The 12,989-nt window shown below is 42.3% G+C and carries 12 protein-coding genes; 9 read left to right on the top strand and 3 right to left on the bottom strand.

Annotated features, from left to right (window positions below):
* The first annotated feature begins 380 nt into the window (after window positions 1–380).
* The 8 genes from J2Z37_RS00905 (at window position 381) to J2Z37_RS00870 (ending at window position 8,544) form a co-directional block, all read left to right on the top strand.
* On the top strand, window positions 381–2,129 hold the full coding sequence (locus tag J2Z37_RS00905; protein ID WP_209807997.1) for a CHASE2 domain-containing protein: 1,749 nt from the start codon (window positions 381–383) through the stop codon (window positions 2,127–2,129).
* A 20-nt stretch (window positions 2,130–2,149) separates the two neighbouring features.
* Window positions 2,150–2,503: a DUF3307 domain-containing protein gene (locus J2Z37_RS00900; RefSeq protein WP_209807995.1), complete on the top strand. Its 354-nt coding sequence runs from the start codon at window positions 2,150–2,152 to the stop codon at window positions 2,501–2,503.
* Between the two features lie 221 nt (window positions 2,504–2,724).
* On the top strand, window positions 2,725–3,327 hold the full coding sequence (locus J2Z37_RS00895) for a TetR/AcrR family transcriptional regulator (protein WP_245203470.1): 603 nt from the start codon (window positions 2,725–2,727) through the stop codon (window positions 3,325–3,327).
* 18 nt (window positions 3,328–3,345) lie between these two features.
* On the top strand, window positions 3,346–4,299 hold the full coding sequence (locus J2Z37_RS00890) for a hypothetical protein (protein ID WP_209807993.1): 954 nt from the start codon (window positions 3,346–3,348) through the stop codon (window positions 4,297–4,299).
* A 106-nt stretch (window positions 4,300–4,405) separates the two neighbouring features.
* Complete coding sequence (locus J2Z37_RS00885) at window positions 4,406–5,161, top strand: MOSC domain-containing protein (protein WP_209807991.1); 756 nt, start codon at window positions 4,406–4,408, stop codon at window positions 5,159–5,161.
* A 33-nt stretch (window positions 5,162–5,194) separates the two neighbouring features.
* Window positions 5,195–7,342: an ABC transporter transmembrane domain-containing protein gene (locus J2Z37_RS00880; RefSeq protein WP_209807989.1), complete on the top strand. Its 2,148-nt coding sequence runs from the start codon at window positions 5,195–5,197 to the stop codon at window positions 7,340–7,342.
* 12 nt (window positions 7,343–7,354) lie between these two features.
* Window positions 7,355–7,855: a hypothetical protein gene (locus J2Z37_RS00875; RefSeq protein WP_209807987.1), complete on the top strand. Its 501-nt coding sequence runs from the start codon at window positions 7,355–7,357 to the stop codon at window positions 7,853–7,855.
* Between the two features lie 281 nt (window positions 7,856–8,136).
* Entirely contained in the window at window positions 8,137–8,544 is a 408-nt protein-coding gene (locus tag J2Z37_RS00870; protein ID WP_209807985.1) for a hypothetical protein, read from the top strand.
* Window positions 8,545–8,748: 204 nt separating this feature from the next.
* Here the strand turns inward: J2Z37_RS00870 and J2Z37_RS00865 are convergent, their stop codons facing one another.
* The 3 genes from J2Z37_RS00865 to J2Z37_RS00855 form a co-directional block, all read right to left on the bottom strand.
* Entirely contained in the window at window positions 8,749–9,075 is a 327-nt protein-coding gene (locus J2Z37_RS00865) for a YnfA family protein (protein WP_209807983.1), read from the bottom strand.
* A gap of 11 nt (window positions 9,076–9,086) precedes the next feature.
* A complete protein-coding gene (locus J2Z37_RS00860) occupies window positions 9,087–10,088 on the bottom strand; it encodes an LLM class flavin-dependent oxidoreductase (protein WP_209807981.1) in 1,002 nt (333 codons plus the stop codon).
* Between the two features lie 171 nt (window positions 10,089–10,259).
* The gene (locus tag J2Z37_RS00855) at window positions 10,260–10,724 is read right to left on the bottom strand and encodes a ParB N-terminal domain-containing protein (RefSeq protein ID WP_209807979.1); all 465 of its coding nucleotides are present in this window, start codon (window positions 10,722–10,724) and stop codon (window positions 10,260–10,262) included.
* A 555-nt stretch (window positions 10,725–11,279) separates the two neighbouring features.
* On the opposite strand from J2Z37_RS00855, the gene scpC reads away from it, so the two are divergent.
* Window positions 11,280–12,782 (top strand): succinyl-CoA:acetate CoA-transferase ScpC, encoded by a 1,503-nt coding sequence (scpC, locus tag J2Z37_RS00850; RefSeq protein ID WP_209807978.1) that lies wholly within the window; start codon window positions 11,280–11,282, stop codon window positions 12,780–12,782.
* Window positions 12,783–12,989 lie beyond the last annotated feature (207 nt).

Raw genomic sequence — 12,989 nt, 5'->3', positions numbered from 1 at the left:
GTGAAAAGTGAACGGGGTGGTTTAATAAACGGAGAAAATCCGGTTAATCGGTTGAAAAGGTAAATTCAGCCCAAAACAAGCAGATTTTTTCCGATTAAACTCGGGAAAATGGATATTCTACGCAATTTTCTTGACGATAATCGGAGATTCTTCGCTTATTTTCCCCCTAAACCCGAGCATTGGAATAATAGGCGGAAATTCTCCGGTTAATTCACAATAAATCTACAGCTCCGTAAATCCCTTATTTGCAGGAAATCCCCCCTATTTTCGAAGGCTCACGGACAGACGTTCCTAAATGAGGGTTTTAAGGGATCTTCGATCCGTCAAGGGGTATAGACGGAGAGAGAACCGCTATCTAAATAGGAAACGAGGTAACCCTTTTGACAAAAATCATTCGCCATGGCTCCATTGCCATCATTGTTTTCCTTTTTATCAGCCTTCTTCAGTGGATTGGTTTTTTTCAATCGTTGGATAATATAAGTTATGATCTGCGAATGAGATGGTCCAGTGCTCAATCGCCAGACCCAGCTATTGCCATTATTGCTATTGATGATTCATCGATTAAAGAATTGGGACGGTGGCCCTGGAGTCGGGAAGTTCATGCAAACTTAATTGAAAAGCTTGCCGCTTCCCCACCCCGCGTAACCGTGTTTGATGTTCTATTTTCTGAGGCTAGTGAGAATCCCGAGCACGATAAAAGGTTGGCGAAAGCTATGGAGAAATTACCAGGCGTTGTCCTTGCTGAATATGCCCAATTTTCAGCCCGCTCGCAAAACCAACAGATCCTGGCAGAAAATATCGTTCAACCGATTCCAGCCCTTCAGTCATTTGCACAGGGTCATATCAATGTGATCCCGGATCATGATGGCAGTCTGAGAAAAGCACTGCACCACTTTTCCTACCAGGGAACCATCATCCCTTCTATTGACCAAGCCGCCGTCGAAAGCTACACAGGATTTCCCGTGAATCAGGCTTCTGTTCCATTGGACCCATTGAATCGTTGGTCAATCCCATATCTAAAGGCATCTAGCTATCCCGTCTATTCCTATGTGGATGTACTCAAAGGAAGGATTCCCGCAGATCAACTCAAAGACCGCTTAGTGATCATTGGCCCAACAGCAGTTGGACTTTTCGATCATTATCCGACCCCTGTAGCAAGTGCAATGGACGGAGTCGAGGCCCATGCCCATATTATGGATGCCCTGCTGCATGACCGGTTTATCACTCCACTTGGATGGGATTTGCTTTGGATTCTGTTGTTAATCCTTTTAGGACAGTTCTTGGCCAGCCGTTTCCCTTTGAAATATGGTATAGCCCTGGCCCTGTTCGTAGCTGCTGGGTATGCTTTCCTAGCCCTTTATTTGCTTGAATTTCAGCGTCTTGTTCTTACAGTAGCGGGGCCCCTATTCGGCCTGTTTCTCTCTTTTGCCACGCAAATTGGCTATCATTATTATGCAGAACGAAAAGAACGGCAGCAGGTCACGAGATTATTTGGGCGTTTCGTCGCCCCGCAGGTTGTGGAAGAAATTTTGCGTGTGGGCGAGGATAATATCAAATTGGGCGGGGTTAAACGAGACATTTCTATTCTATTTTTGGATATACGCGGATTCACCCCATTGTCTGAGAAACTATCACCGGAAGAGGTTGTTGACGTACTAAATAGTTTCTTTTCAGAGATTACGAAGGCCATCTTTGAAAATGGAGGAACATTGGATAAATTTATCGGCGACGCCGTCATGGCAATCTTCAATGCTCCACTGACGGTAGAAAACCATGAACTGCAAGCGGTAAAGGCAGCCATGCAAATTCAACAAAGTGCTCTTACTATTCAAAAGGAGATCGAAAAAAAGTATGGGAGAACTGTAGCTTTTGGGATCGGGATTCATTGTGGCGATGCGGTCGTTGGAAATATCGGAGCAATGCAGCGCCTCGATTATACGGCAATCGGAGATAACGTCAATCTTGCCGCACGTCTAGAGTCAAACGCCAAACCAAATCAAATTATTATTAGCCGGCAAGTTTTTGAACAGGTTAACTCCACAGACGATAAGATCTCCATGTCTTCCCTAGGAAAGATCACCGTCAAAGGGAAAAGCCAACCTATTGACGTTTTCGAAGTCCACTATTAGAAGGAAAGGAGGGGGTTTTAATGATTTTCTTACTTTTACTCTTTGCTCACCTGTTAGCAGACTACCCCCTACAAGGGAGCTTTCTTGCAACGATGAAAGGAAAAAATATCATCCTGCTTGCCAGCCATGCTGGCATCTGGACTGGAACGATCCTTGTAGTTGCATGGTTTGCCGGGATTTCTAGTAACCTTTATGATGTGTTTTTTCTTTTTCTCGTACATGCTGTAGCAGACTACGCGAAGGCCAAACCGCTCGGAATCTATAAGAGATTAAATCCTTTAGGATGGGGGTTGTTCCTTGACCAAATGATCCATGTGGCCCAGATTCTTATGTTTATGTATATAAAAGGTCTAATTCTTTTTTCTAATTTATAGGATAAAAGACCTGTGAAATAACAGAAAAATAGTTGATACTGATAATATTTTACTATTATAATGGTGATTACCAGCTAAATATGTCGATATAATTTGAATTTTGCCAATGGGTGCAAAGAGAAGATCTTCCAATCAACCTTTCCCCACCCCCAATAATACTCGAAAGTAATATTATTTTGCAGTATTATATTTTTAGCGATTTTTTTAGGGGGTTAATGACTATGGCAAGACCAGGAAGAAGAATGGGGGCTGTTGGGGAAAAAAGCCGTGAACTAATCATTACAGCTGCAACAAGGGAATTTTCGCAACATGGCTATCATAAGGCAAAAATAAGCTCAATTGTTAGTAAAGTTGGACTTACCCAACCATCTTTTTATTTATACTTTGAAAGCAAAGAAGCGATTTTCAAAGAATTAGAGAATCTCTTTCAATCCCGCTTGCAGGATCTAACAAAGAAAAGCCGGTTAGGGGTAGGAATCCATTTCAATGAACTATCTACCCGGATCCGAGAATCCCTAAAAAATATATTTGAATTTTTCTTGGAAAACAAGGATTTAACCCGAATTGGCCTTTTTATATCCCCGGAATCCAAGCAGATAAAGGAAAAATTTACTATCCAGATTACAGAAAATCTGTTGGCTGAACAGTCTGCCGGCTATTTCCGTTCCAATGTGGATATGGCATTTGTGGCCGAAAGTCTAGTTGGTGTCATCATGCAGATAACAGAATCGTTGCTTCTATCAGGGCAAAAGGACCCCGAAAATCTAGCTGCACAGATTGTTGACCTTTTCTTATACGGGTTATCTAGTAGCTCTGAAAAATAATATATATGGAGGATTAGGATGAAAAAGATGTTGTTCCCCAAGTTAGTTGGTACTGCGATACTCTCTGCCCTTATTACTACTGCTTCGGTTATTCCCGCATTTGCGGCAATTGATGAGGAAAGTGTTTCGAAGGTTATTTCAAATCCGCTTGAATTGCGGATTAATGTTAATGAACTTATTTCCTCTGACCTTATTTCACTTAGTTGGGCGGAAGGCGATCAAGAGGCAAAAGAGATCAACACCCGTAAAAACAAGGTAGAAACTGTAACTGTTACCGCGGCCCCTGGAGCTGATATCGGTGAATTAGGTGAACCAATCAAGTTCGGCGTGGTGGTCCAAGTTCCAACTGAAGACGCTAATAAAATTGGCCGCCTTACAGTTGATGAAGAAGAAGCTTCTATCATCAAATCTCCAGATGGAAACTATACCTATTATGTGATTAAAGATGGCCTTGAGATGACAGATGACTCTGGTACGGAAGAGGCAAGCTTTGACATTTCTTTTGTTTCATTAACTAAAGAGCGGTCGATCAGTGCAAACATCCTTGCTGTGAAGGAACAAGGTGTAGAATCTATTCCAACAGAGGCGCCAGTGGTTAGTGTAGTTGACTTTGTTTATAACTCGGATGATATGGCAGGCTTTATAGGAATTGAAATTGAACCCCAAGAAGATCTTAACAATGGAACACTCGTGATTACTTTACCCGAAGAAAATCGTATATTGGGCGGCGTTTATGGAAAGGTGGAACCTGACACACCTTTAACTGAAGATATGATTGGTCAAGATGGCCGTACCGTCACAATTCCAAATATAACCGCAACAACAGATGATAAAATTAATGTTAGTCTTGAGTATTCGGATGGCCAGCCATTATTTATTGATCTACAAATCGATGCCGATGGGGATGGAACGGGAAGATCGATGTCACCAAAAGTAATGCTAACTTTTCCACCATTTCTAGAACCTCGATAAAAACGTTTCAAATTATTCACATCCCAGATTCAACTTTTTTAACGCTTTACCTTGGAAACGGGGTCTGACCCCTTTACCAGGGTAAGGCCTTTTAAGTTGCTATATAATGATATCATCCAGAATAAATGTAGAAGAAGGTGCAGTTGTGACCAATCCAATCGTTTTGTCCATTCAAGTTGGTAAACCAAAATCCTTAGGTACTTCAGATGAGGCTACGAGTCCGATGGATCGCATGTGGACAAGCGCTATTATTAAAGAGAAAGTAGAAGGACCAATCTGGCTAGGGGAAACCAATCTGGAGGGGGACGAGCAGGCTGATTTGGAACACCACGGTGGTCCAGAGAAGGCCGTATTGGCCTATGCCTCTGCCCATTATCCCTTTTGGCAAGGACAGCTAGGGTTGCCAGATATTCCATTCGGGGGATTTGGAGAGAATCTTACCGTTGCAGGCTTAACAGAAGCGGATGTATGCATTGGAGATACCTATGAAATGGGTGAAGTGATAGTCCAGGTATCACAGCCCAGACGTCCCTGCTGGAAGTTGGCTCGTCGTTGGAAAATCAAAGATTTGACGTTGCGCGTTCAAAACACTGGCTGTACCGGCTGGTACCTTCGGGTGCTTAAAACTGGTTACATAAAGGATGGGGATACGCTTAAACTTATCGAGCGACCCTATCCAGAATGGACGGTTGAGCGCTGCAATCAGCTAATACATGGCAATCACAAGACTAAGCTTGAGGAAGTAAAGGAATTAGCAAATTGTACCTTACTCTCCCAAAGTTGGAGAGATACATTGTTTGAGATCATAGCTAAAGGGGAAAAACCGGATACACAAAATCGGGTGATTGGGCCAAATGAGTAATGCATGTCGGATTTTATGGGAGTATGCGATCCATTGATTTTACTCAGAATCATCCGCAGGTATTTGACCCCTTTCAAATTCCTGTACTTATTATTTATAGCAAGTATTCTAATTGAAGTTGGTTATGCCGTTGCGGCTCCATTGAGCCTAAAATATTTGGTTGACTACGCTTTTGTTCCTAAGGATGGACAGGCTTTTATCCTCATCCTGTCATTGCTCGTTTTCAGTGGTCTATTCAATATTGCGGCTGGAGCCAGCGGGGATTATTTAGTAGCCAAGTTAAGCGGATATCTGTTGCGAGAACTTCGCATCGAGTTATTTTCAAAGTTACAAAGGCAAAGTTTGGATTTTTTCTCCCGCCATCGAGTTGGAGATATTACGACAAGGTTTAATTCTGATCTGCTGTCTATTGAGCGTGTCATAGGGGCGATCTTTCCCCTTGGTTTTAAGGAGGGCATCACCGTTTTCCTTGGTTTGGGATTATTGTTCAGTTTGCAATGGAAACTCGCATTGGCTGTTCTGATTGGCTCAAGTCTGTTGTTCATTGGCCCCCGAATCATCCAAGGAAAAGCCGAAACAGCCAACCGCGTGGTTAAGGAGGCTGAGGGAGACTTCGCCAGCACGATTGATGAGTCATTGAAAGGTCATAAAACAATCAAAGGTTTACATCTTCAAGAAATTCTCATTGAGCGGGCCCGAAAACAAATCCATGCCTTATTTGCCCTAGGACTTCGTAAAAACTTTATGAATTCGCTGCTAGAACGGATTCCTATGACCTCCCTTATGGTATTGAATGCAATTATGATCGGCTTTGGTGGATTTCTTATTTTTCGTGGCGAGCTTAGCATCGGTGAATTTGTGGCCTTTTTTACTTTGTTTATGAGCGTCGGCCAATCGGTGTTTCACTTAACCTTTTTCATCCCCGCGATGATTGAATCAAACATTAGCTTTGAACGAGTCAGCGAACTTCTGGATGAACATCCTACCGTATCAGATGTGGACAATCCTGTAAACATGCTCCCGCTTGTTGATGAGATTTGCATGCATAATGTAACCTTCGGATACGGGGACGGTCCCGATATATTAAAGAATGTTTCCTTTCATATTCCTGCAGGTAGTTTTGCCACCTTTGTCGGCTCAAGCGGCTCGGGCAAAAGCACTGCCCTACAGCTGCTGATGCGGTTTTATGATCCAAGAGAAGGTTCGATCACCTTCGACGGGGTGGATTTACGAAAAATGAGTGAGAAAAGCCTTCGGGAGCAAGTCGGTGTCGTCTTCCAAGATACCTTTCTATTTAACGCCACGGTCAGGGAAAATCTGCAGATGGGTCGATCCGGAATAACTGAAGAAGAGATGATTGCCGCTGCCAAGGCAGCCAATATCCACGAGACCATTATGGCATGGCCGCAAGGGTATGATACTCCGATTGTTCAGGAGGGGGCCAGCCTGTCAGGTGGCCAGCGTCAACGCTTATCGATTGCCAGAAGCTTGCTGCGAAAACCAAAGATCCTTCTCTTGGATGAAGTGACCTCAGCATTGGACCCGTCTACAGAGGGTCATATTAATCAGACCATTGAAGGTCTTAAGGGAACCACGACAACTATTTCCGTTACCCATCGTTTGTCGTCGATTGTTCACGCGGACCTCATCTTCGTTTTTCATGATGGGCGGATCGTAGAAATAGGTTCACATAAGGAGTTGTTGGATCTTGGCGGATTATACTTTGAAATGTGGGAAAAACAGGCAGGCTTTAGCTTTTCACTAGATGGCATGCATGCGAAGGTGGATGTACGGCGATTGGGGAAAATTCCAATCTTTCAAGGGTTGGAGAAAGAACCCCTCCTACACTTAGCAACCTTGCTCACGTCAGAAACCTATGAACGCGGGAAAATGATCGTCCGTGAGGGAGATGAAGGAGACAAATTTTATCTTATCGCAAGGGGAAGTGTTGAGGTGAGAAAGCAATTCCCGGATGGGGATCGCCGCGTCGCTGTTTTACAGGAGGGAGATCATTTTGGTGAAATTGCGTTATTGAAGAACATTCCTAGAACGGCAAGCATTATTACAACCGAAACCACCGTACTGCTTTCCCTACGTAGGGAATGGTTCCTTGAACTGACGAAAGATTATCCACAAGTGATGGAGGCAGTGGAACAAACGCTCACCCAACGAATGAATTAGGGGGAATACATTATGAACATACAGTTAAAGGAATGTACAACTGACGATGATTTCGCCAAAACGGGCATTTTCTTTTTGGAACATCGGCTGGATTTTCGACGTGATTTTAATACGATCGATGCGGTCACTGCCCTGCATGGTTATATTGTAAATGGGCATTTGATCCAAATCCTAGATGCATCGGGGAATTTGATTGGAATGTCTGGCTATTACTATGGGACCCCTGAGAAAGAGTTTGAGGACCGGCATATTGTTCTTATTGATGCGGTAATTCTCGCCCTCGAGAAGCGAAAAACGACCGCATTTGTCCGAGGCTTCCAGCAACTGGTTGATAGGATAAGTCAAGAAGCTTCGGATACACTGTTTTTTCAGTTCAATGCATCTGTCGATAACCACTATTTGCAAAAATTATACTCTAAGTTTGCCGAACCTATTTATACGGAAGACGATATTCATAGATTCAGTGTCAAAATAGATCATTTAACTGCATTTCTAGAGAGATTTTCAATATAAAAACCTTAAAAATGATTGTTTGGAAAGAAGTGGTATGGTATATTACTGGTAAGTAACTTAAAAAGGAGGGAAATTTATGATACCACCAATTGGTTTTGGATCTAAAAACGGAAAAGGAACCGGTTTTGGAAGAATTGTTAAAGTCTATGACACCTTAAGAGTACAACCGAAATAAGATGTCCTTGCATTTTTTTGTAAGTGAATATTCGAGCACATTTGACAATTACCTCAAGTTTTTACTAGAACATCACAGCGAATTAAATTTACCCTATGATTTTGCTATGAAGCTTAGTTTTATCACCAGCCCTATTCTATTTGGAAAAGTCATACTCTGTGTGGATGAAGAGGAGCACCGTTTGGAAGGTGCACTTGGTTATGTCTACGGAACGGGTGCGAATGATTATCAGGACAAGGACATATGCCAAATTGAAGTTGCCTTTTGCAAAAGCTCTCTTCGAAGTACTCCCTTATTTCTGCGGGGGTTGAAGTATTTCACGGCCTTCGTTTCCGAAGACAATAAGGAGGTTAAGCAGATCCAATTCTGGGCATCCGCCGAAGATCATCGCCTGCGGCGATTGTTCTCGAAAATAGATGCCATGCAGCGTACAGAAGTTGGGGAGCTTGATTTCTACAAAATTAGCTTGGATGCATTAAAGAGTTACTGTGATCGTTTTTTTAGAAAGAGATAATAGTAGTTTCATAGTTTACCCCTGGAAAATAGAGAAATTTTTTCTTCATAGCGGTACTGCGCGACCATGAAGGACATTTCTCTATTTTTGTCTGGGTACCTGTCTTATGAAGATCATTCTCGTGGGTTTGCATTTCGGTCTTCAGCGACCTTATGATGACCACTTCTCTCAATTTTTAAATGCATTTTGGTCTTCATCGACCATCTAATGTCTTGGTCCCCACAATATAATAGAAACCCCAATTATGCAGATGACCGATCCGATCCAATCATAGATATCCGGTGTCTTTTTATCAATCCCCCATCCCCATAAGATGGAGAGAATAATGAATACACCGCCGTAGGCCGCATATACCCTGCCAAATGTGGGAAACTTCTGAAGGGTGGGGATGATACCATAAATAACTAGGATCACACCTCCAACGAACCCGTACCAAAGCGGTTTTCCTTCACGAATCCATAACCAGACTAGATACCCTCCCCCGATTTCAGCTAGACCGGCAACAATGAATAAAATTATCGCATTAATCAAGTTCCACCACTTTACCTACCATCCACAATTTCTTTGAAGATTTCATATGACCGTATTTGTTTCGCTTGATCATAAATGTAAGTAACAGCCATTATTTCATCAACATGAAACATCTCCTGGAAGTCCATTAACTGCTGACGCACGGAATCCTTACTTCCCATAAATGTCATACTGCTCATCGATGTTGCGACCGCTTCTTCCTGTGGACTCCAAAGATGATCCATGTCCTCGACTGGCGGACGCAAAAACGTCTGTGAACCCCTCACAACATTTAAGAAAAATTGCTGTGTGGTTGTCATCTCGCGTTTTGCTTCTTCATCCGTTTCGGCTGCTATAACATTGAGGCATACGATCATGTATGGAGCATCCAGATATTGAGATGGCTTAAATTTGTTTCGGTAAATAGAAATGGCTTCCCTCATTTGTCTAGGGGCAAAATGGGAAGCGAACACGTAGGGCAATCCTAATTCCCCTGCCAAAAAAGCGGAATCCGTTGACGAACCAAGGACATAAATCGGAATTTCCGTTCCAACACCAGGAAAAGCCCTCACAGAACCTTGCTCCTCTTCGGGTCCAAAATATCTTAACAGGGATTTGATATCATCCGGAAAAGTATAAACCGATTCGTGTTGGGCTCTCCTCAGTGCACTTGCTGTCCTCATATCTGTACCCGGTGCTCGTCCAAGTCCCAAATCCAGCCGATCGGGATAAATGGTCGCCATCGTTCCGAATTGCTCCGCAACGACTAGTGGAGAATGGTTTGGAAGCATAATTCCTCCGGATCCCACACGGATATGTTTTGTATGTTCCAAGGTCTGCTTTATCAAAATCGAAGTCGCTGAACTGACAAGAGTTCGGGTATTGTGGTGCTCAGCAATCCAATAACGTTTATATCCCAATTTTTCCGTTTCCTGCGCCAAATCCACCATAGCATCAATGGCTTCTTTAGGCCCCTGCCCTTCGCGGATGGGAACTAAATTTAAAACGGAAACAGGGATTTGTATATTCGGCATAGCATATTTCTCCTTTCAAAATGAAATGGATCACTCTTATCGTAGCCTTTTCAAATTTCCTTTTCAAGGCGAGTGTCTGCTCGCAAAATTAAATGAACGTACAGAGCTTTTATCAAAATGATGAAAAATATAAAAGGAATCAAGTGAACTTGGTTTTGTCACTTGATTCCTTTATTTGGCACTCCATTCATCTACCCTTGCTTTCATCGAGTTAATAACCGTCCTTTTATAGCGTAGGGCTAGGAGGAGCACTCTTAATTGCTGGCTATATGGCAATTTGAAAAACCGGGGATCCTGCTTTATATAAGTTTGAATGATCTTCACGCTTGCAGGAACCAATTGATCTTGATCAATACCAGGGAAACGGTGAATTAATGACTTTACCCCTTTGGAAATTTTACCTTCATCAACAATACAAGGTACGTATTTATTGGTCGTATGGTTTTTCAGATACTCATACCGATCATGGCCACTGACAACAATATATTTTCCGCTCTTTTTGTTTTTCTTAACCGCAACAATGTACATGCAATCTAACATTAAATTACGGAGCTTCTGAATGCTCTTATTCATTTTATACGATCCATCTGGTTTCAGCTTTTTCAGAGGGATATACTGTACATTAATCATTCTCATGGCATCCTCTCCCTAATGGGAGTATATGTACAGAAACCCGGTCATGATATAGGCGAAAAGGCGCAAATTACCCAAAAACTTTTCCTTCGGAAAGGTTTTAATTCATCATTCAACGACAGTCTAGTTCAACAGTTTATCAACATTTAATCCACAATTCGATATTATAATCCACAACTTATCCACGTTATTCTTGAAGAAGGTGCTAAAGCCATGATAAGTAACGGAATGAAAATTACCTTTGCTTTTTTTGAGAGTCCAAATTATAATCATTTTTGTTGGTAGATCAGATTCTTCAGTAGTAGCTAAATCAGTACTTCTCGAAGAGGGCTCCACCATACAATATTTTCTACTACGTTCATTCTCACCTTTGCTGAAATATTACCAGAAGTCAACTAAGAAGCACTATACATAAGAAATAAAGCTGTTTTCACTTTTTGAAGGAGACAGCTTTTTTGATTTGCTTAAAAGACGTCCCAAATAAAATGTTTTTTCCATCATTATTGGAAAAGATAAGAACACCTTCACGTAATTTCAAACAGAATTGGAGGGGAACTCATGCTATCCGAACGATTAAAGGCAACCGTTTTACATGATAAAATTGTTTCCGCAGATGAGGCTGCTGGATGGATCCAAGACGGGATGACACTTGGACTTAGCGGTTTTACCCGGGCAGGAGATGCTAAAGAAATCCCGCTTGCTCTTGTTGAGCGAGTAAAAAAAGAAAATATATCCCTAAAAGTAAATGTAATGACGGGGGCATCCCTCGGTTCCGATATTGATAAATTAATGGCTGAAGCTGGTATTGTAAATAAACGTCTTCCCTTTCAGGCCGAACCCGCTATGCGGAAGAAAATCAATGATGGGGAAATTTTATTTGTAGATCAACATTTATCGATGACTGCCGAATACATACGCGATGGCGTCTTTCCGCCTATTGATTTCGCCATTGTTGAAGCAGATTCAATTACCGAAGACGGTCTCATCATTCCCACGACATCTGTGGGTAATTCGAGCATTTTTATTGAACATGCCAAAGAGGTTATTATTGAATTAAATATGAAACAACCCTTGTCCCTTGAAGGGGTTCATGATATTTATAGCGTTGGAAAACACGAAGGTCGACAGCCCATTCCTATAATCCAGGGGAACCAGCGCTTAGGCACCATCGGGATCCCGGTTCCCTTCGAAAAGATACGGGGGATTGTTCTAACAGATCGAACGGATTCGCCATCAACAATCGCGCCACCAGATCAAGAAACAAAACAAATGGCTAACCATCTCATTGCATTTTTTCGTGAAGAAATAAAGAAAGGGCGTTTAACAAATAAATTAGCTCCACTTCAAGCAGGTATAGGGACGATTGCCAATGCAGTCTTAGGCGGCTTAATTGACTCGGAGTTTGAGGAACTGGAAATTTACTCCGAGGTCTTACAGGATTCGGTCTTTGATCTACTTGATTCAGGTAAGGCTCTATATGCCTCTGCTAGCTCCATTACCTTATCTGCTAAAAAACTCGAAGAGGTATTTCGTAACTTTGATCGATACAAAGATCGAATTATTTTACGTCCGCAGGAAATCTCAAACCACCCTGGGATTATTCGTCGATTAGGGATTATTTGCATTAATACGGCTCTCGAGGCTGATATCTATGGTAACGTCAACTCGACGCATGTATCAGGAACATATATGATGAATGGAATTGGCGGCTCCGGTGATTTTGCCAGGAACTCAAAGATCGCTGTATTTGTGACTAAATCTACTGCAAAAGGCGGGCAAATCTCCAGCATTGTTCCGTTTGTTACCCATGTCGATCACACGGAACACGATGTTGATGTATTAGTCACCGAACAAGGCTATGTCGACCTTCGGGGGCTGGCGCCTAGAGAGCGAGTATATCAAATCATTGAAAATTGTATGCACCCTCAATACCGTCCGCAGATGTACCAATACGTTGAGGAAGCTTTTGGGCGGCAGGGTCAGACCCCCCACGTGTTGGAGAAGGCCTTTTCTTGGCATACCAACTATAAGAAAAAAGGCACCATGTTGCTAGAGACGTAGCTCAAATAAAAAGGAACCAAGTGAACGACATTTTGTCCACCTGGTTCCTAAATTTATCAACAGTTTATCAACATTTAATCCACAATATAATCTTATAATTAACAAATTGTCCACATTGCTCTTGAGGGGCTTCAAATCTTGATAGATAACGGAAAATTCTTTGATGAATATTATCAGAAGTCCTCGAAGAGGCACCATACATAATAA

The sequence above is a fragment of the Ammoniphilus resinae genome (assembly GCF_017873965.1).
In the GTDB taxonomy this organism is placed as follows: Bacteria; Bacillota; Bacilli; order Aneurinibacillales; family RAOX-1; genus Ammoniphilus_A; species Ammoniphilus_A resinae.
This window is presented reverse-complemented; position numbering and strand designations above follow the sequence as displayed.